Here is a 19,209-nt window from a genome sequence, read left to right as displayed (position 1 = left end):
TAATGGATGGATAGTTTATGAGCGTAACGAACCGTCAGCGTTTAATGTCTCGCCCTTATATTGGATAATTTCTTTATAAGCGTGAGGCTGCCGATGGAGATCGAAATTAAAGGTAGTGCGTTTATAAATTTGACAAAAATCGAGATCACAATGGGCGACCACCACTTCGTCACCTTTCGTGATGCAAGCGGTGACAACTTCGCCTGATGGCGCGACGATACAGCTCCCGCCTATTTGCTCAATATTCTCTTCACAACCGGCTTTGGCAACACCGACTACCCAGCAGCCGTTATGATAGGCGCCAGCCTGTAATGAAAGTTGATTGTGAAACAGCGACAGATCGTCATGCAGCGGTGCCGGGGCATTATGTACCGGCGTGTTATAGCCGATGAACACCATTTCTACTCCCTGCAACCCCATAACCCGATACGTTTCCGGCCAGCGGCGATCATTACAAAGCGCCATGCCCATAACGCCATCAAAAGCGGTCCATACAGGAAAGCGATCGCCCGGTTCAAAATAACGTTTTTCCAGATGTTGAAAACGTCTCCACGGCTCATATTCTTTATGGCCTGGCAGATGAACTTTGCGATATTTCCCAATAATTTCAGCGTGCTTATCAACCAGAATTGCGCTGTTATAATAATGTGCGCAGCCATCTTTAGTCTCTTTTTCGGCATATCCCAAATAGAAACCAATACTCAACTCTTTGGCCAGTGAAAATAGCGGTTGAGTTTCTTTACTCGGCATCTCTTTTTCAAACCACTGGTCAATATCTTCTTTTTCCATATACCAGCGTGGGAAAAATGTCGTTAATGCCAGTTCTGGATAGACGATAATATCAGCAGCAAGCGCCTTGGCTTCCCGCATCATTTTCATCATACGGTTTATTACAGATGTGCGAGAGTCTTCGCGATTCACTGGTCCTAATTGACCAATGGCGACGTTTATATACCTTGGCATTGTTTTTCCTTTCGGTCTTAATCAATAAGATCACTCATTAACTGGTGATTTTGCTCTATTCTTTGCAATGTACGCTGGGATTGTTCTGGATAAGCAAAACTAATTTCGTTGGTCAGATAATTTACCATGCTCAGACCAGCAATATAAGAATTAAATGATGTGATGCTTTCATTTTGGCAACTAATTACCACTTCATATTCTGAGGTGACTGGCGATAATGTTTGATCGCTGAAGGCCACAATGCGCACGTTGTTTTTTTTGGCTATCTGTACGATGTGGGAAAGCAATTTAGTCCGGCGAGGGAAATCCATTAATATAAGAACATCCTGCGCTTTCATGCTGGCAAGGTTTTCCGCAAAGTGCCCGTCCCCTTTATTCAAAAGAGTGACATGCGATCGGATATTGGATAATAGTGCCTGGGCATAGCATGCCAGGGTATAACCATTACGAAACCCTGCAATCCAGACATGTGACGCAGAACCAACAATATCCACACACGTTTCCAGAGATTTTTGTTGCCCGGAAAGTAATAGCTGGTTTAAATTTTCCTGCTCTTGATAAATATGTTTTTCGAATCGAGACGTGGCGTCCAGATCCCGGTTTTCAGTTCGCGCCATTTGCGCCAGCGGTGAGTTTGTATTTTCGCGAAGGGGCAATACACTTTGGCGAAACTCATTAAAATCACTAAATCCCAGTTGGCGAAAACAGCGAGCGGCGGTAGATTTTGATACCCCTGCTTTTATTGCCAGTTCCGTCGCACTGTAATATCCCAGATGGTTTTGTTGTTCTAATAATACTGAAACAAATTTTTTCTCTGAGGGTGATAACATGCTATAGCGCTTGCGAATCACGGTCTCCAGTGACTGGCTATTTTCAGGTGCATCATTATTCTTCATTCTATTCCCTCAATCATTGGTACTGGTGTTTCATGATTAACTTAATTTTCGAACGGTTGTGCCAGAGATAAGCAAATGGTGTGCCATGATTTTTTTTATATTATTTTTCATGTTGTTATGATTTTTCGGGAGACTCACAGGCGAGATGTGCTGCACCAGGATAATGCCTGGTGCACTAAAAAGGCGTGTTAACTGGCAGGTGTGTACCATTATAGGGCAAGGGGGATTCGGGAAATTCGATGCTGCCTGTTATGTCAGAGGACTCATCATCTGCCCTTTATGTAAGTTGGATTTCTCGTGGTCGTACTCCTGACTTGCAGAGGGCACTGGCGTTGCTGTTGCCCGTGAACTCAATCTGTATGCGTTTTAACTTATCACCTGCCCGACACCTTAGGTTGTCAAGTTCGGTAGAGTTTCAGGTGTTTGACTCGGCTGTCGTAGAGTTCCAGTCTGTGTTGCAATTTGTCGCGGTTGCTGGCGGCGACGCAGTGCAGTAATACGTTCAGTGCGTAGGCTAATCCGGCGGTGGACTCCAGCATCAGACCGGTATTAGTGGTGATAGCCATAATATGTGGAGTGTTCATATATTTGGCAATGCCGTATTCATCTGTGAATACGACCAAATCGGTGTTTGTACGGTCTCCAATACAGTCGTTGGCGAATGCGATCCCCACATCGGCGTAGGGTGCGACATCAATCAGGATGACACAGCAGCGTTTGTCATGGCTGTCGATCCAGCGTCCCAACACGCCACCATAGAGGTCGAGAAACGTGACGTCAGGCCTGACCAACGAAAGGCGATTGGCGAAATCTTCTGTCAGACCGCGAATGGTTTGAAAACCACAGATGAAAACGTGCTCCGCCTGGCTGACACAATCCACTATATCCTGCCAGTGCTGGCTGTCGAGTTGTTCCCTAAACTTGACCAATGCGGCGATTTCCTGGTTCAGATGGAGGGTCAGATCGTCTGTTCTCGACTCGACCCGTTCCAGTAAGGTGGTATTAAGCAGAGAACGTACTCGTACCTCGTCACGCAGATCTTCTTTGAGTCCTTTCAATCCCTTGTAGCCCAGACGGCGCAGAAAGCGACTGACGGTGTTCGGACTCACGCCACTTTTTTGCGCAAGCGTTGCACCATTTTCGAACGCAATATTTTCAAGATTTGCCTTGATATAGGCCCACAGCGTCCATTCAGCTGGGGTGAGTTTACCGTCCAGCTGTTTCAGCCGTTCTTCGATCATCGGGTTACCTCGTTGATGATTAAGGTATAAAAATATCTTTTTCCATTTTTATGACATAAAAATGTCGTTTACTGCATCTGACATCTCTTAGTCTGGCATTAAAATTGCAAATTTCAATCGAAAGACATAATTATGTCAAAACCACGAGGAGAAGAAATGATGCAGACCAGATACAAGGTAGAACGGCTGAAGAATATCGCTCGCGGATTACTGCTGCTAGGTGCGCTAGGCTGCGGGGCAGCACAGGCGGCGGAAGAATTGCACTTGTATAACTGGGGTGATTATATCAACCCGGAGGTGTTGTCCCGATTTACTAAAGAGACAGGTATTGAGGTTAAGCTTGATACCTACGGCAGCAACGAGGAGATGCTGGCCAAAATCCAGGCTGGCGCCAGCGGTTACGACATCGTTTTTCCCTCAGTGCACATGCAAGATGCCATGGCCTCTCTGAAGCTGCTGGCTCGCACGGACATCAATCAGGCACCGGGATTTACCCATATCGATCCGCAGTTTTTACGGGCGAAAACCGATCCTAAAGGAGAATACTGCCTGCCGTACGCCTGGGGAACAGTGGGGATTTTCTATAATAAAAAGAAAGTGGACAAGCCTATTACGTCGTGGGAGGACTTCTTCGCCGAGGCAAAAAAAGGCAAGAAAGTGATTATGCTCGACGACATGCGGGAAACGCTGGGAGTCGGATTGATAGTCAACCATAAATCGGTAAACACCACCAACCCAGAGGATCTGAAGGTCGCTGCCGACTGGCTTACCGCCCGTAAGCCGCTGATCTCTGCCTTAACCTATGAAAGTGTACCGTTGGTGCAATCCGGCGATGTGGCAGCCGCTCAATATTTCGTTGGGGCGCTGATGTATGTGTCTCAGAATCCGGACGAACTGGCCTACGTCATTCCTGAAGAAGGCGCGACGATGTACCAGGAGGACATGTGTGTCCTGAATAGTGCACCGAACAAGGCGAATGCCAAAAAATTTATGGAGTTCTTTCTTCAGCCGGAAATAGCGGCACTGAATACGGCTCAGCAGATGAACGGCACGCCGAACCGCGATGCGGTGGCACTGTTGCCTGATGCGCTGAAGAACAACCCAGCGGCTAACCCACCAGCGGAGGTCAGGGCAAAACTCCAAATTTTCACTAATCTGGGCAAAGACCTGCGCCTGTATGATCGGGTGTGGACTCGCTTCCGTAGCGCTAACTGATCGTTTCCATATCCGCACACTGACCGGGATTGCCCATGTTGCATGAAAATAACTACCGTACGGTTGTTGCCCTGGAAAACGCCGTTAAATACTACCGCACACCCGAGGGACAGAGCGTTAAGGCCCTGGACGACATCAGTTTTTCAGTGCGAGACAATGAGTTTGTTACTTTGCTGGGTCCCTCCGGCTGCGGCAAAACTACCTTATTGCGGAGCATCAGCGGATTTGAACGCCTGGACAGCGGTGAACTGTTCATTCTCGGCGACAGAATGAATCAGGTACCGCCACACCGACGACCAGTGAATACGGTTTTCCAGAGTTACGCTCTGTTTCCTCATATGACAGTGGCTGATAATGTCGGTTATGGCCTGGATATCCACGGGGTACTGCGCCGGGAGCGTAACCAGAGAGTGGCAGAGACGCTGGAACTGGTGGGCATGCGCGGGATGGAGAAACGTCGGCCATCGCAGCTTTCAGGCGGGCAACAGCAGCGAGTCGCACTGGCACGAGCCATCATTAATCGTCCAACATTATTGTTGTTGGACGAACCGTTGTCAGCGCTGGACCGCAGCCTGCGCAAGACGATGCAACTCGAACTGAAGCGTTTGCAGAGCGAACTGGGTATCTCGTTCATCTTCGTTACTCACGATCAGGACGAGGCCCTGACGATGTCGGATCGCATTATCGTGCTGAACGGTGGAAAGATTCAACAAAACGCTGCGCCTGAGGCCGTTTACCATCAGCCTGCGAACCGTTTTGTCGCTGGCTTTGTCGGCGAAAGTAACCTGATTAGAGTAAGAGTGGATTGTAGTGAATCCGGCGTACTGCGACTGATCAGCGAGGCCGGGGAGATATTCCTGGTTGACGCCAACGGACCCTGGCGGGAGAGACAGACACTTTGGCTATTGTTACGACCACAGCATTTCCAGTTAACCCCTCCGGAGGATATCGCCCGTTATGGCGAGTTCCGCGGCGTGGTGGAACAAGTCATCTTTTTAGGTACGGATATTGAGATTGTCCTGCGTTCCTCGCAGGGGGAAGTCGTCAAGGCTTTGATCCGTGAAATTTCCGCCGGGCGGCGAGATTCGCTTTTTCCGGGTAACGTCGTCCATCTGTGGTACTCGATCGCTTCTGGTCGTTTGCTGCAGCGGGAGGAGGAAATCAATGCCTAAAAATAAAATGTCTCTTGCTCTGACGGGGTTGCTGACGCCCGTGACGCTGCTGCTGGGGATATTTCTGTTTATCCCCTTGACGATCATGGCGATTTTCAGTGTGCTGACACCTGGGCTGTATGGCGGTGTCGAATGGCACTTTTATCCAGATAACTATGGCCGCATTCTGGGCTGGGCGGATGGCATACTGGAGGAGTTCGATCCACTCTACCTGCATATTATCCTGACGTCGTTTCGTGTGGCGTTGATGAGTGCGCTACTGTCCCTGCTTATTTGCTATCCCATCGCCTTTTGGGTCAGAGGTAAGTCGCCGAGAGTGCGTAATTTCTTGCTTTTCCTCATTACGCTGCCATTTTTCGCCAGTCTCATCGTTCGACTGTATGCATGGGTATTAATTCTGCGGCCATCAGGATTTCTCAACGAAATCTTGCAGTTCTCTGGGTTGATGACGAAGCCACTGGATTTAATCTATACCGAACCCGCTGTGTTGATCGGTATGGCATATATCTACATTCCCTTTATGTTTCTGCCCATCTATGCAAGCGTCGAGAAGCTTGATCACCGACTGGTGGATGCGTCTTATGATCTCGGGGCCAACAGGGCGCAAACTTTCTGCAGGGTCGTCTTTCCATTGACCCTGCCCGGTGTGGTTTCAGGTTGCATCATGGTGTTCATTCCCAGTCTGGGGAACTTCATTGTGCCTTCACTGCTGGGCGGGGCGAAAGTGGTGATGATAGGCAGCTTAATCGAGCAGCAGTTTCTGGCCGCCCGTAACTGGCCGTTCGGCGCAGCACTTGCCATGCTGCTAATGTCAATGGTGCTGCTGGCACTGTTTCTCTATCTCTATCTGAGTAGTCGCTACGGGAGGCGTGATGCGCACTAATCTTCGGGCGAGTCTGGCCGCCTGGCTATTCAATGGTTACGGCACACTGTTTTTTGCGTTTTTGTATCTGCCGATCCTGCTCATTGTGATCTATTCGTTTAATGCCAACCCGCTCAACATGATGGTCTGGCAAGGATTCAGCGTTGACTGGTATCGATCGCTATTTGGGATGGATAATCGGCTGGCAGACAATGCGCTTTACATTGATTCAACGGCTCAGGTACTGCGAGCGTTGAAAAATAGTCTGTTTGTCGCACTGTGTACCACCGTCATCTCGACAACAATCGGCACGGCGACCGCATTGGCGCTGGCTCGCTACCGCTTTCGGCTGCATGGGTTCTACAATTTCCTGCTGTATGTTCCCATGATGATGCCTGATATCGTATTGGGCATCGCGCTACTGATCTTTTTCGTCAACGTGGGCGTGCCACTGGGACGGCTATCGATCATCATTGGTCACTGTACTTTCCTGTGTAGTTACGTTTTTCTGATCGTCAGTGCCCGACTGGCGGGTATGGACGGGCGGCTGGAGGAGGCGTCGGCGGATTTGGGCGCTAACGGTTGGACGACCTTCCGGCGCATCACTTTGCCCATGCTGACGCCTGGTATCGCTGGCGGGGCGCTGCTGGCCTTCATCATTTCGATGGACGATCTGGTGATTACTTATTTTATCGCAGGGGTTGATGCTACCACGTTACCGGTACAGATCTACGGCATGATCCGGCGGGGAATCAAGCCGGAGATTAATGCAATTGCCACACTATTGATTTTGGGCTCTCTGCTGATCGCCGCACTGGGCCTGTATTTGCGCAACCGACAGACGGCCAGGTAAAGGAAAAGGATAATGACTAAAGTTAGGGCGCGTCAGTTGGGGCTTAAATTTCCCGGTATAACGGGACGCTACAATGCGATTACCGATGTCGAAGGTGTGCTGGTGGGCTATCACACTATTGATGGTGTCAGTCGCGATGGCAAACGTATCAAAACAGGAGTGACAGCAATACTGCCCCGGGGGTACCAGTCAGAGCCCCAGCCGGTGTGGGCAGGCTGTCACGCACTTAACGGTAACGGTGAAATGACCGGTGGACACTGGATTCGGGACGGCGGCTATTTCGTTGGACCAGTATGTCTGACCAACACACATTCGGTCGGAATAGTCCATCACGCTGCGGTACGCTGGATCGTCGAGCATTATCACAACATATGGCAGTTGAATCACCTGTGGGCCATGCCAGTGGTTGCCGAAACCTATGATGGTGTCATTAACGACATCAACGGGCTGCACATCACTGAGGAAGATGCGCTCGCAGCGTTGAATAGCGCAACTGGTGGTATTCTGGCTGAAGGAAACATCGGCGGTGGTAATGGCATGATTTGTTACGGTTTTAAAGGAGGCACCGGTACTGCATCGCGCCGTTTTACGGTGGAGGGGAAAGACTATACGTTGGGTGCGTTAGTGCAGGCTAACTACGGTCAGCGAGAGTGGTTCGAACTGTTTGGCGTGCCGGTGGGAAAACTAATGCCCGAAATACCTTCGGGACTGGAAAGAGAGCGTGGTTCTATTATCACGATCCTGGCTACCGATGCTCCGCTAATGCCGCACCAGTTACAGCGCCTGGCCCGGAGGGCAGGGTTGGGGATTGCGAAATCCGGTAGCCCGGGAGGCAACAATTCTGGCGATATCTTTTTAGCTTTCAGCACTGCTAACGCTGCACCTTTGCCACAACTGGCGGGAATGCACCAGTCTTTCGAGTATCTGAACGATGAATGCTTCGATGCCCTCTATCTGGCTGCGGTGGAAAGCACCCACGAGGCGGTCATTAACGCGATGTTGACCGCCGAGGACGCGGTGATGCAACGACCTGCGGGGATCTGTAAGGCCATTGATGCACAGGTATTATATCAGTTGATTAAGCAAATGAACCCTGCGGCGGTAGAGGCGTGACGCGGCTCCGGCGGGAATGGATGTCAAGCAGTTCCCGGATAGCCAGGACAGATTTTTTATATCATCCGAGAGTTCAGTCTTAACGAATATCGTGCATTCCTTTGCAATATCAACAGTTGTGGAAACAACCCATCTTCAGCGAGGGGGAAGACGCTCTGAAAGCCATACATCACAAGTTTTCTTGCTCATACTTAATGACTCCCCCGGAACTCTGATGATTAAACACGTCAGAAAAGAGAGGAAGGGGATAGGGTAAAAGAGAGCAGGAGCTTATCACCGCTGACCATCCTCAACCGGCCGCTCGATCCGGGACGTTGTTTTATCCACAATTGTGATGATGATGACGCCGGACAAAATCATAATCACAGAGACACCTGTCAGACATTCCCAGGAGTGGCGCCATTGCCCGCTCATTTCATGAAATTGCCCAACAACTATCGGGCCAAGAGAAGCCAGCGTGTATCCGATCCCCTGAACCATCGCCGATATCCGTCGATTATCATCAAGATCGGGCGATATCTGCATGATGAGAGTAAAGATCACCACAAAACCACCGCCTTGGGCAATCCCACCAATGAAACACCATACTGGCCAGAGACGGGGGAAAAAAGACATAAAGAGAATCGATGCTCCCCAACATACCCCCATCGCGACCATCAGATAACCTGATTTGATATAACGGTTCAGCACAGGTACACCGAACGCCCCCAGCAGAGCCATTCCCTGAAATATGGAGGCGATCCCTCCCGCCGTCGCCGCGTGCATACCGCCATTTGTTATCAGATATGAAGGTAGCCACGCGGTGATGCCATAATAAATAAAGAGATGCGCCACAAAACCCGCGCTCAGTGCGGCAATCGCTATTTTTCTTATCCCGGAGACAGGATGCGAGGACTGTAGCGGCAATGGATTATATTCCGGCGAAATGCTGGTCGCAGGCGCGCTTCGCCGCTGTGAGTATAACCATAATACCAGCGCAAATAGGGGGAGCCATACCCAACTGGCCAGTGCAAATTGCCAGCCGGTAAAGAGTGCGATTGGGGCCGTCAAAGAACTTGTCAGCATAGTGCCAATATTAAGGGAGGAAGTGTAGATACCCGTTACCATACTCATGCGCTGACGGAAATCCCGGGCAATAATCATCAGACTGACAATGTTTCCTGCCGCTAAGGCGGCACCGAGAAGAAATGTGCCGGCCAGCATCCCGAGCGTTCCGGTATAGGGGCGAAACAAAATGCCGATAGCAGTGCCGACCAGCGTAAACCACATACTTTTATTAATCCCTATTCTGGCAATCAGCAGGGATGCCAGGGGGGTGAGAACCCCGAAACAAAGGACGGGAATACTGGTCAGAAGCCCTGACAACGTTGCATTCAGAGCCAGATCGTTACGTATTGACTGAAGAACGGGCGGAACAGCCGTCAGAGGACTTCGTAAGTTCATCCCCAGAACGACAAGCGCGAACAAAACCAGTAATGCTTTGTTAATATTGACTGCGGGGATCCGGGGCATTTTGTCTCACTTCCGGTATGTACAGGAGAACGATGAGAGCATCGTCTGACAATAATTTGCGGTCATTATATGACGCATGTCACAATATTAGATCAAAAATGACCTAAAGGTCAATTTTGTAATCGGGTCCGCAGGCAGGAGGAGAATGGTGTGAACAAGAGTTCAGGACGGACAGGTAAGAAACGAGGCCCAAGCCGATTAAAGACCGAAAAAACGCGTGAAACCATCATCAAAGCGGCGATGGAGGAATTCATTGAGCGTGGTTTTGCTGATGCGCGAGTCAGCGACATTTGTAAAAAAGCAGGGGTGGCCAAGGGGTCGGTATATAACTACTTTCAGACGAAAGAGAGTCTTTTCGAAAGCGTTTTGCAGAAGTTTATTGTGACAGCTCCTCTGGAACTTCAGTCTGAACCACGTCAGCAGGGAGAGAGCATCAAGCAATACCTGAAGCGTGTGCTTTTACCTGTCATAAAAACGCTGGAGTCATCGGGCCGGGCTCAAATTGCCAGACTGGTGATTACTGAAAGCACCCGTTTTCCGGCGCTGGCTAAAGCGTATTTACAGGACGTTCATGAACCGCTGATCGATACGTTGAGGCCGTTGTTGGAGACCGCATTCAGAGAGGGAGAACTCAGGTGTGACAAACTGGTCCAGTTTCCTCATCTCTTACTGGCGCCAAACTGGCTCGGGATGGTGCACAACGGTATGCTTGATCCGTCAAACCCTCTGGATATCGGTGAATTGTTTGAAGCCGGGCTGGATATGTTTTTTGACGAATACCCACAAGCTTAATATGATTTTCGTCGAAGAAATAATGCCTTTCATTGAGAGCGGAAGGCCTGGACAACATTCATTATAAAACTTCCCACGCAGAATCACGCTATTACCGCATCATATGGCCAATATTTTCATACATACATTGAATATGAAAGTGAAGTAAACACCGGTAAAACGGAGGGCGTTATTTGTGTAGCGGATATTACATGGTGACGTAATAACGAAAGACGCACGCTGGCTGAAATAGGGGGAACGGGTGGATTTGCCGTATTCTACTGTGCAACGTGTTATTGCTGCATTGAAAAAGAGAGCATCATTGAAACATCTTCCCCCATAAGGCATCAGGCCGGGTATCGCGGCTGTCAGCAGACCCGCCTTTTCCCTTTACATTAAAAACCCGCCAGTGGCTTAGCGGTCAACTGGCGGGTTTGTTAAGGCCTGAAATCGTGCGTGCTTAAGAGAATTTAATTAAGCCGCTTTCCTGATCGTAGGTAAACCTGGTGCCGTAACGTTGACTCAACCGGGTAAGCAAACTGGCAATTTCTGCACCTTGTTGATGGGTGACCGTTTCCGGCAGACCACGAGAAAGAACACGTTCGCGGTTCATACCCAAATCCAGAGGCAGTAACTGGCAGGCCAAACCGTCAGGGGTCACATCAAATATGGCGAGGGCGTTTTGAGAAAACCGCGCTTCGGCATTGAAACCGGTGAACTCGCCTGCGCTGTTTTTGGCGCGAGCGCGGTGTAGCTCAGAAGGGCGGGCATCCACCGCATGGCCATACGCCTGATACATCTCGGGCCCGATGATAGACTCGCCGGCTTCGAACTCCATCAGAAGGCTGCCGAGGTTATAGAAGATCGGCTTGCCGTTATAGATTTCAACACCGCGCATAAAGTGCGCCCCGTGACAGACAACCGTGTCTGCACCAGCATCGACCGCCCGACGGGCAAAGCGTTCGATAAATTCCGGCGCCTCCGGAGAGTACCAGCTATCTTTATCCCCTTCATGGGTATGCAGGCTAACCAGGGTGAAATCACTCCGATTTGCCGCGTCGCGAATGCTACGCTCGTTGGCGACACAATCTTGCTCATTAAACCAGGTACGTACATGGGCTTTTTCGCCGCGCTCAATCTGCAGGGCGCTCTCGAACAACGAGCCGAATATGAATTCGTTTTCATCTTTTGGCGGCATCACTTCGACGCGCATACCCTCGCGGACGCTCTCATCAATCCCCAGTGAACGGGTGATGGCTTTGAGCTGTTCAAACTGGTCATCCGGTAAAACGTAAGCGCGCCCCCAACGCAGCGGGTTCAGGCCCGGGCGTGGCAGAGTGCCTGCGCCGCCGTTGGCCGCCAGAAACACTTCTGAGCGAGTGGAACCCAGCGCAACTACGCCGACACGCCCTTTGGCGGTGTCGAGGAAACGGGGAAGACGGGCATCATCCAGGTTACGCCCCAGGCCGCACGGGATCAGATTACGCGCTTCGGCGGCTTCCATCGTATCGATCACGCCTTCCCAGCCGAAATCGCCGGTATGATTGTTGGCAAAGGAGACCAGGCGGATATTTAAATCGACGAACTCATCCAGCGTAACGGGTTTTACGGCGGTAATATAACCGCGGCCCGCTGCTGGCGGGAGGTTCGGTTGCGGACAGCTAAATTCGGCATTGGCGAACACCGCGTCGGCGCTTTGTAATAATTCTACGATGCTGGAATCTAATCTTTTCGCCAGATTTCGGCTCGAAAACAATAAATCACCGCAAGCAATAATTCTCATACTAACCCTCTGGTTATTCTCGGTACTTGCCATTTTAATGGTAAGAATGATATCTCTGTCATGCAGAAATGGATTATTCCTGTATGTTATAAATAATTTCAAACAGGAATATAAGTTGTTCCTGAAGTGATTTAAACTGGCGTGCTTAAATTTAACACCACAACATCAATAATCACCCATGATGACAAGGGCATTACCATGTTTAATTTTAAATCAGGGATAATAACCACAGTACTTTTAAGTGCTTTCCTGCTGGCCGGTTGCGACGACAATAAGAAACCGGCTGCTAATGAAAAAGTACTGCATGTTGGCACCTTTGGCGTCAGTATCGGTTTTTCATACAAACAAAATGGCAAAGATTACGAAGGTTATGATATCGCTACCGTCAACGCCATTGCGAAAAAATTAGGCTACAGCCGTGTGGAGTTAACCACTGCGGATATGACCGGCCTCTTCGGGATGCTGGATGCGGGTAAGATCGACACCATTGCGAACCAGGTGGAAGTCAACGATAAGCGCCGTGAGAAATACCAATTTTCGCAGCCTTATATTTATTCCGGCGCCCAACTGGTAACCCGTAAGAACGATGATTCTATTCAAAATATCGCGGATTTAAAAGGTAAACGACTGGGTGTCGACGTTGGCAGCAGCAAAGAAAACTTTTTACGTAAGAATTACCCGGATGCCGGTATAGATATTCATACTTACGATGAACCAAGCGCTATTATTCAGGATGTCGCGCTGGGCCGTATCGATGCCTACATTATGGACCGCGCTGGCGCGCAATTGCTGATCGATAACTCCCGTTTACCGCTGAAAAAATCAGGTGACCCGGTTTACCGTTATCAGGAAGCGTTCCCGTTCGTGAAAAATGAAAAGGGCGATGCGTTGCGTAAAGCGTTTGATGATGCGCTCACTGCGCTGAAAGCGGACGGTACGCTGACAAAACTCTCTGAGCAGTATCTGAAACAGGATGTCAGCAAGGAATAATAAGAGATGAATTTTAATCTGAGCTTTATGCTGGAAGCTTTTCCAACGCTGCTCAGTTACCTGCCTGTGACCTTGTTTCTGGCGATAACCTCTATGGTTATCGCCTCGGTCATGGGGATGGTGCTGGCGTTGATTATCCGTAACCGTATTGTGGTTCTGACGCAGTTTGCTGAAGTCTATATTTCGTTTTTCCGTTCCGTGCCGACACTGGTAACGCTGTTCATCTTTTACTTTGGTATCCCGCAGTTGTTTCCGGGGATCAGCATGATGAACGCCATTTCCGCCACCATTATTGCTCTCAGCTTTAAGACCGCCGCAAATCTGGCGGAGGAGTTCCGGGGGGCGATGAACTCGGTCGACAAGGGGCAGATGGAAGCCAGCCTGTCCGTGGGATTGTCCCGCTGGCAAGGTTTTCGCCGTATCGTTCTGCCGCAAACGGTGCGTATTGCTGTGCCGGGGATGAGCAACTACCTGATTATGTTGATCAAAGAGTCATCCCTGGCGTTTACCGTTGGCGTGACCGATATCTTTGCGCAGACCAAAATTCTTGCCAGTAACTCATTTCGCTTTCTGGAGAGCTACCTGGCGGTAGCGCTGATCTACTGGGCCGTGACCATCCTGCTGACGTTGCTACAAAAATCGATTGAGCATCGTCTCAACCGCCCGTACCGCTGAGGAACCGCGCTATGCTGAAAATCCGTCATTTGCATAAATCATTTAATGGCAATCCGGTACTGAAAGACATCTCCCTGGAGATCGCGCAGGGGCAGGTGGTGGCGATTATTGGCCCTTCTGGTTCCGGTAAATCGACTCTTCTGCGTTGTATCAATTTACTGGAAAAGCCGGAGAGCGGTACGCTGGAAATCGCGGATCAGGTGATTGATGCGCGGAAATTTACCCGTCAGCAAGAGACTGCGTTACGGGCACACACCGGAATGGTCTTCCAGCATTACAACCTGTTTAAGAACAAAACGGCGCTGGAGAATATTACCGAGGCGCTGATCATCGGTAAAAAAATGCCGAAGGCACAGGCCAATGAAATCGGGATGGCGTTGCTGGAGCGAGTGGGTCTGCGTGAAAAAGCCGACAGCTACCCGGCGATGTTATCCGGCGGTCAGCAGCAGCGTGTGGCTATTGCCCGTGCGCTGGCGGTCAAACCGAAAGTGATCCTTTTTGATGAACCCACATCGGCGCTGGATCCTGAGCTGGTCAATGAAGTGCTGCAGGTCATCCGCTCGATTGTCGATCATCAGACCACGCTTATCCTGGTGACGCATGAGATGTCGTTCGCCAGGGATGTGGCCGACAGGGTTATTTTTATGGCCGACGGCGTGATTGTGGAAGATAGCTCCGCAGAGAATATGTTCACTCAGCCGCAACACGAACGTACCCGCAAGTTTTTGCAGTCCATTCGATGACCGCATGATCGACTATTCATCGCTGCGATTGCCCGGCGAAACGGCGCGTTTTTATTTTCGCCAGCTCCTGACCAGTGAGCGGTTTCGCTCACTGTCAATATGGGGATAGCCTTCATACCGGTTGCCTGTGAGCGGCATGGGGCCTTTGCTTACCCCATGCCTCCCGGTATTTTCTGCGAGCCGCCGCTGCGCGAACCGCTTCATCTGGCTTGCGCCAACATCACCTGAAAAAAAACATTCATGCCGGTAAATGCGAGTGAACGATGCCGCTTCACTGATTTTTTGGCTCTCGACAATATTAATTGCGAATTTTTTGTTAATGGGTTGTAATATATGTTGTGATTGCTTTGCGTTTCTCTGTCATTAATCCGGTTTATTAGTTGCTTTTCGTAATTTGTTTTTAGGATATATCCCGCCTTCTTGCGAGTTAATTTTCTGATGCGCTGTGGCTCGCGAGTTTAAATGTTTTTTTAATTCTCTTTCCAATATATTCCTTTAGGCTTTGGAAATGATTTGATATGTTTTTTGCGGTCAAGGGAAAGACTCAATGTAATTAAATTCTGAAGGGTGGGATTTAATTATTAAAAGGGATTTTCGGTGATGCGGAGGGCAGCAGGTTGTGTATAACGCTACAACTTTATTGCTCTTTACTTTTTAGGATAAAAATTTAAAACGCAGGAATTTTCTATGAAACTGAATAAAGTTGCTATGGCTGTGGCATTAACTGCTGCGCTGGGCTCTATGTCTGTACTGGCTGATAGCACTACCGGCAAGATTGAACTCTCGGGTGAGCTGGTAAATACCGCATGTGGTCTGGCGCCGTCGTCCAGCCCGGTAACCGTTGATTTTGGTCAGGTTCCTGTTTCCCTGCTGCAGGGCGGTGGTCAGGCAACTGAAACCAAAAACATCGAACTACAGTATTGCGATACCACCGTTGCCGGCAGCGCTGTTGTTTCCTATAGCCCGTCCACAGTGAATCCGAACGATAGCACTCTGGCGGCGTTCACCTCCGGTCAGGCAACTGGCGCGGGCATTGGCCTGAAAGACAGCGCCAGCCAGACTGTTGTCTGGGGTCAGCCGACCACGGCGGTTACCCTGGTTGATGGTGCCAACACCATTCCTTTCGTGGCATTCCTGAAAGCAGAAAGCGGCGCTACGACTGTAACAGCAGGCGCATTCCAGTCAACGATCAATTTCACTATCGATTATCAATAATCGACGCTGAATTATCGTGCGCGGGGAGGTGTTCTCCCCGCAATATTTGAGGGACAGGCCAGATAATATGGGATTCTGAGTATGGTTAAGGATTCAGAGAAAAAGCGGCTGATAACGCTATTCGTATCGATATTGCTCTTTTCCGGACATGCTTTGAGTACTAATTCTACGCCCGGGCAACTGGCGCTTTCTGGCGAGCTGGTCGCGGCTGCCTGCGATATCGATCCGGCCTCGCGAGAACTGTGGGTGGAATTTGGCAACGTATCCGCTCGCGACATTAATATGAACCGGGAAAGTCAGCTTATTCGGCCTTTTATGGTGCGCTTAGTCGGTTGTCAGTCTTTCGGCAGTCAAAATCAGTCAACGCCTGGTGCATATGCCACCATAACCTTTACAGGAAATGCGTCGTCGCAGGATCCCACCGTATTAATTCCCGATGGCGAGGGGAAGGGGTTTGGCATACAGATTCGCGATCGTCATGGAGAGGTTTTAACCTTCGGGGAACCCTCTTCGGGATATCTTCTGAGTGATGAGAATAATACGCTGAGATTCACCGCTTCATTGGTTCCGGTTCAGCAACATATTAAGGCTGGGGAGTTTTACGCCGTCACTCGCTTTTTTATGGATTATAACTAGAAACAAACCAGTTATTCATATTTTAGCTTGTTTGTTGTGCACGATATTTTACTGAATGATTCGGGATGAATAGTCATGTCAGCAGAACAGAAAATAAAAATAAATGTAATCCTCTCTCAGATAATGATCTTCTGCTGCGCGTCTATGTCTTACGCTTCAACGGATGTGGAATTTAATACTGACGTGCTGGATGCCGCTGACCGCAACAATATTGATTTAAGCCGCTTTGCTACCGACAATTATGTTCCGCCAGGCGACTACCTGTTGGACATTAAAATTAATGGTCAGGCCGTAGGGCAGCACAAGGTTCGTTATCTGCCCTCTAAAGATGGTAAGCGCACCCAGGCCTGTATTAACGGCGAAGTCGTTTCAAGGCTGGCCCTGAAAGAAGAAGCGCAACGGAAGGTAGAGCAACCGTTTCAGGATTGTTACAACGTACTGACCATTCCAGGCTCCAGCCTGAATAACTATGCCGGCGTGCTGGATATTACTGTCCCGCAGGCATGGATGAAATATAACGATCCAAACTGGACGCCGCCCGAACGCTGGGATCAGGGGATCGGTGGCGTTCTGTTTGACTATAGCCTCACCGGGCAATATACCCGGCAGCTCAATATGCACGACGATTACACCTCGCTGAGCGGCTATGGGCAGGCTGGCGCTAACCTGGGCGGCTGGCGCTTACGCGGTGAATACCAGACCAGCTATTACAGCTCGACGCATCAGTTCGATTTTGATATGGGTCGGATTTACGCCTATCGCCCATTGCCGATGATGGCGGCAAAACTGACGGCGGGAGAAATCTATCTTGATTCTCAGGTCTTTGATACCGTACGTTTTACCGGGCTTAATCTTGCCAGCGATGAGCGTCAACTGCCGCCGAATCTGCAGGGCTACGCGCCAGAAATTCGCGGACTGGCAAAGAGTAACGCGAAAGTCACCGTCAGGCAGAATGGACGCATTATTTATGAAACGACGGTCCCCGCCGGGCCGTTTAATATTCAGGATTTACGCAGTTCGGTGCGCGGTACGCTGGATGTTCAGGTAGAAGAGCAGGACGGCGCCATTTCCACTTTCCAGGTCAACACCGCCAATATTCCCTATCTCACGCGTCCAGGTTACGTGCGTTACAACGTGGCCGTCGGGGCGCCGTCCCGCTATAACCATAAAATCCAGGGGCCAGGATTTGCATCCGGCGATTTCTCCTGGGGGGTGACCAACGCCTGGTCGTTGTATGGCGGGTTGCAGACGGCGGGGGCGGGATATACGTCGGTTGCCGCCGGTATTGGCCGGGATCTCAGCATACTTGGCGCGCTGTCACTGGATGTCACGGAGTCTTACAGCCAGCAGCCAAATCAAAAACGCCTGAAAGGCACGTCGTTCAAGCTGAGTTATGCGAAGACTTTCGACGAATATAACAGTTCTATCACCTTCGCGGGCTATCGCTTTTCTCAGCAAGACTTCCGCTCATTCGCGCAATATCTGAATGAACGTTATGAAGGATACGACAGTCTCGGTCGGGAGAAAGAAATCTATACCATTACCGGGAATAAAACCTTCTGGGCCGATGAACCAGGCAAGGCGACGACCCTATTCCTGACCTATACCCATCAGAATTACTGGAATCGCAGTAGTCAGGATCGCTACGGCATCTCTCTGGGACGCTCGTTTAATATCGGCGACATCCGGGGGATCACCACCAATATTTCGGCATATCGTTCTGATTATCAGGGGCGTAAGGACGACTCTATTGCTTTTACGCTCTCCGTTCCCGTTGGCGACAGCAAATGGAGCGGTCTGGATATACAGACCAATAATGGCAAGACCAGCCCGATGCTCTCTTATACCGACAGCAGCGACTACAACAACCTGTGGCGGATTCGCGCCGGGGCGAGCCAGAATGGCTATGCCAATGTTGATGGCTATTATCAGCGTCGCTCGCAGTACGCCGAGATTAACAGCAACGCCAGCTATCAGCAAAATCACTATTTTTCACTGAGTAGCACTCTGCGCGGGGGCTTTACGGCGACCCGGCATGGCGCGGCACTCCACAACAGCGGCGCGACGCTCAATACCGCTCGCGTGATGGTCAATACCAACGGTATCGGCGACGTTCCGCTCAATGATGGTAAATCACGAACCAACAATTTCGGCATTGCCGTTATTCCAGACATCGTGAGCTACAACAGCTTTGATACCCGGGTTGATGTTGATGCGATGTCGGAATCCATTGAACCGGCAAAATCGATCAGTACCGCGACGTTGACGGAAGGTGCCATCGGCTACCAGGCCTTCGGTATGGCGAAAGGCGAGAAAATGATGGCCATCATTCGTCTGGCTGACGGGACTTATCCGCCCTTTGGCGCCGAAGTGATTAATGGCGATGGCGTAAGTGTGTCGATGATTATGGAAGGTGGACAGGGATGGCTGGCAGGGGTCAATCCGCATGAACGGCTAAACGTGATGTGGAGTGGGAAAACGCAGTGTCAGATCGCCATCCCGCCATCAATAGAGCATCGTTCAGCATCCGCGCTATTGCCGTGTAAATGACAGTGACAGTAATAAAAGG

At 50.1% G+C, this 19,209-nt stretch carries 17 protein-coding genes; 12 read left to right on the top strand and 5 right to left on the bottom strand.

Annotated features, from left to right (window positions below):
- Window positions 1-15: 15 nt before the first annotated feature.
- The 3 genes from FE839_RS05565 to FE839_RS05555 form a co-directional block, all read right to left on the bottom strand.
- Entirely contained in the window at window positions 16-963 is a 948-nt protein-coding gene (locus FE839_RS05565; protein WP_138359844.1) for an N-carbamoyl-D-amino-acid hydrolase, read from the bottom strand.
- A gap of 17 nt (window positions 964-980) precedes the next feature.
- Window positions 981-1,859, bottom strand: coding sequence for a MurR/RpiR family transcriptional regulator (locus FE839_RS05560; RefSeq protein WP_138359843.1), 879 nt, complete (start codon window positions 1,857-1,859; stop codon window positions 981-983).
- Between the two features lie 398 nt (window positions 1,860-2,257).
- Entirely contained in the window at window positions 2,258-3,100 is an 843-nt protein-coding gene (locus FE839_RS05555; RefSeq protein ID WP_138359842.1) for a MurR/RpiR family transcriptional regulator, read from the bottom strand.
- Between the two features lie 156 nt (window positions 3,101-3,256).
- Between FE839_RS05555 and FE839_RS05550 the strand changes: the two genes are divergently transcribed.
- From FE839_RS05550 to FE839_RS05530, 5 genes are read left to right on the top strand one after another with little or no spacing between them, the layout of a single operon-like run.
- Window positions 3,257-4,315: a polyamine ABC transporter substrate-binding protein gene (locus FE839_RS05550; protein WP_241675611.1), complete on the top strand. Its 1,059-nt coding sequence runs from the start codon at window positions 3,257-3,259 to the stop codon at window positions 4,313-4,315.
- 35 nt (window positions 4,316-4,350) lie between these two features.
- Window positions 4,351-5,487 carry an ABC transporter ATP-binding protein gene (locus FE839_RS05545; protein ID WP_138359841.1) on the top strand — a complete coding sequence of 379 codons (1,137 nt, stop codon included), beginning with the start codon at window positions 4,351-4,353 and terminating at the stop codon, window positions 5,485-5,487.
- On the top strand, window positions 5,480-6,370 hold the full coding sequence (locus FE839_RS05540; RefSeq protein ID WP_138359840.1) for an ABC transporter permease: 891 nt from the start codon (window positions 5,480-5,482) through the stop codon (window positions 6,368-6,370). Before FE839_RS05545 ends, FE839_RS05540 begins: the two co-directional genes overlap by 8 nt.
- Window positions 6,360-7,202 carry an ABC transporter permease gene (locus FE839_RS05535; protein WP_138359839.1) on the top strand — a complete coding sequence of 281 codons (843 nt, stop codon included), beginning with the start codon at window positions 6,360-6,362 and terminating at the stop codon, window positions 7,200-7,202. The genes FE839_RS05540 and FE839_RS05535 overlap by 11 nt, the downstream gene beginning before the upstream one ends.
- 12 nt (window positions 7,203-7,214) lie before the next feature.
- Window positions 7,215-8,315, top strand: a complete 1,101-nt coding sequence (locus tag FE839_RS05530) for a DmpA family aminopeptidase (RefSeq protein WP_138359838.1) — start codon at window positions 7,215-7,217, stop codon at window positions 8,313-8,315.
- Window positions 8,316-8,588: 273 nt separating this feature from the next.
- On the opposite strand, the gene FE839_RS05525 is transcribed toward FE839_RS05530, so the two are convergent.
- The gene (locus tag FE839_RS05525; protein ID WP_171034826.1) at window positions 8,589-9,758 is read right to left on the bottom strand and encodes an MFS transporter; all 1,170 of its coding nucleotides are present in this window, start codon (window positions 9,756-9,758) and stop codon (window positions 8,589-8,591) included.
- A 219-nt stretch (window positions 9,759-9,977) separates the two neighbouring features.
- On the opposite strand from FE839_RS05525, the gene FE839_RS05520 reads away from it, so the two are divergent.
- Complete coding sequence (locus FE839_RS05520) at window positions 9,978-10,619, top strand: TetR/AcrR family transcriptional regulator (RefSeq protein ID WP_241675610.1); 642 nt, start codon at window positions 9,978-9,980, stop codon at window positions 10,617-10,619.
- 439 nt (window positions 10,620-11,058) lie between these two features.
- Here the strand turns inward: FE839_RS05520 and FE839_RS05515 are convergent, their stop codons facing one another.
- A complete protein-coding gene (locus FE839_RS05515) occupies window positions 11,059-12,381 on the bottom strand; it encodes a CapA family protein (RefSeq protein ID WP_138359836.1) in 1,323 nt (440 codons plus the stop codon).
- Between the two features lie 198 nt (window positions 12,382-12,579).
- On the opposite strand from FE839_RS05515, the gene FE839_RS05510 reads away from it, so the two are divergent.
- The 6 genes from FE839_RS05510 to FE839_RS05485 all read left to right on the top strand — a co-directional run bounded on the left by FE839_RS05510 (window position 12,580) and on the right by FE839_RS05485 (window position 19,190).
- The gene (locus tag FE839_RS05510) at window positions 12,580-13,371 is read left to right on the top strand and encodes a transporter substrate-binding domain-containing protein (RefSeq protein ID WP_138359835.1); all 792 of its coding nucleotides are present in this window, start codon (window positions 12,580-12,582) and stop codon (window positions 13,369-13,371) included.
- Window positions 13,372-13,377: 6 nt separating this feature from the next.
- Window positions 13,378-14,046: an amino acid ABC transporter permease gene (locus FE839_RS05505; RefSeq protein WP_138359834.1), complete on the top strand. Its 669-nt coding sequence runs from the start codon at window positions 13,378-13,380 to the stop codon at window positions 14,044-14,046.
- An 11-nt stretch (window positions 14,047-14,057) separates the two neighbouring features.
- Complete coding sequence (locus FE839_RS05500) at window positions 14,058-14,789, top strand: amino acid ABC transporter ATP-binding protein (protein ID WP_138359833.1); 732 nt, start codon at window positions 14,058-14,060, stop codon at window positions 14,787-14,789.
- A 687-nt stretch (window positions 14,790-15,476) separates the two neighbouring features.
- Window positions 15,477-16,004, top strand: coding sequence for a fimbrial protein (locus FE839_RS05495; RefSeq protein ID WP_138359832.1), 528 nt, complete (start codon window positions 15,477-15,479; stop codon window positions 16,002-16,004).
- A gap of 81 nt (window positions 16,005-16,085) precedes the next feature.
- Window positions 16,086-16,640 carry a fimbrial protein gene (locus tag FE839_RS05490; protein ID WP_138359831.1) on the top strand — a complete coding sequence of 185 codons (555 nt, stop codon included), beginning with the start codon at window positions 16,086-16,088 and terminating at the stop codon, window positions 16,638-16,640.
- Between the two features lie 75 nt (window positions 16,641-16,715).
- Complete coding sequence (locus tag FE839_RS05485) at window positions 16,716-19,190, top strand: fimbria/pilus outer membrane usher protein (protein WP_138359830.1); 2,475 nt, start codon at window positions 16,716-16,718, stop codon at window positions 19,188-19,190.
- The last annotated feature ends 19 nt before the right edge of the window (window positions 19,191-19,209 follow it).

Source organism: Klebsiella indica (genome assembly GCF_005860775.1).
Classification (GTDB): Bacteria; Pseudomonadota; Gammaproteobacteria; order Enterobacterales; family Enterobacteriaceae; genus Klebsiella; species Klebsiella indica.
This window is presented reverse-complemented; position numbering and strand designations above follow the sequence as displayed.

Coding starts and splice junctions, on each gene's coding strand:
- FE839_RS05565 (WP_138359844.1), bottom strand. CDS start 963: ATGCCAAGGTATATAAACGTCGCCATTGGTCAATTAGGACCAGTGAAT.
- FE839_RS05560 (WP_138359843.1), bottom strand. CDS start 1,859: ATGAAGAATAATGATGCACCTGAAAATAGCCAGTCACTGGAGACCGTG.
- FE839_RS05555 (WP_138359842.1), bottom strand. CDS start 3,100: ATGATCGAAGAACGGCTGAAACAGCTGGACGGTAAACTCACCCCAGCT.
- FE839_RS05550 (WP_241675611.1), top strand. CDS start 3,257: ATGATGCAGACCAGATACAAGGTAGAACGGCTGAAGAATATCGCTCGC.
- FE839_RS05545 (WP_138359841.1), top strand. CDS start 4,351: ATGTTGCATGAAAATAACTACCGTACGGTTGTTGCCCTGGAAAACGCC.
- FE839_RS05540 (WP_138359840.1), top strand. CDS start 5,480: ATGCCTAAAAATAAAATGTCTCTTGCTCTGACGGGGTTGCTGACGCCC.
- FE839_RS05535 (WP_138359839.1), top strand. CDS start 6,360: ATGCGCACTAATCTTCGGGCGAGTCTGGCCGCCTGGCTATTCAATGGT.
- FE839_RS05530 (WP_138359838.1), top strand. CDS start 7,215: ATGACTAAAGTTAGGGCGCGTCAGTTGGGGCTTAAATTTCCCGGTATA.
- FE839_RS05525 (WP_171034826.1), bottom strand. CDS start 9,758: ATGAACTTACGAAGTCCTCTGACGGCTGTTCCGCCCGTTCTTCAGTCA.
- FE839_RS05515 (WP_138359836.1), bottom strand. CDS start 12,381: ATGAGAATTATTGCTTGCGGTGATTTATTGTTTTCGAGCCGAAATCTG.
- FE839_RS05510 (WP_138359835.1), top strand. CDS start 12,580: ATGTTTAATTTTAAATCAGGGATAATAACCACAGTACTTTTAAGTGCT.
- FE839_RS05505 (WP_138359834.1), top strand. CDS start 13,378: ATGAATTTTAATCTGAGCTTTATGCTGGAAGCTTTTCCAACGCTGCTC.
- FE839_RS05500 (WP_138359833.1), top strand. CDS start 14,058: ATGCTGAAAATCCGTCATTTGCATAAATCATTTAATGGCAATCCGGTA.
- FE839_RS05495 (WP_138359832.1), top strand. CDS start 15,477: ATGAAACTGAATAAAGTTGCTATGGCTGTGGCATTAACTGCTGCGCTG.
- FE839_RS05490 (WP_138359831.1), top strand. CDS start 16,086: ATGGTTAAGGATTCAGAGAAAAAGCGGCTGATAACGCTATTCGTATCG.
- FE839_RS05485 (WP_138359830.1), top strand. CDS start 16,716: ATGTCAGCAGAACAGAAAATAAAAATAAATGTAATCCTCTCTCAGATA.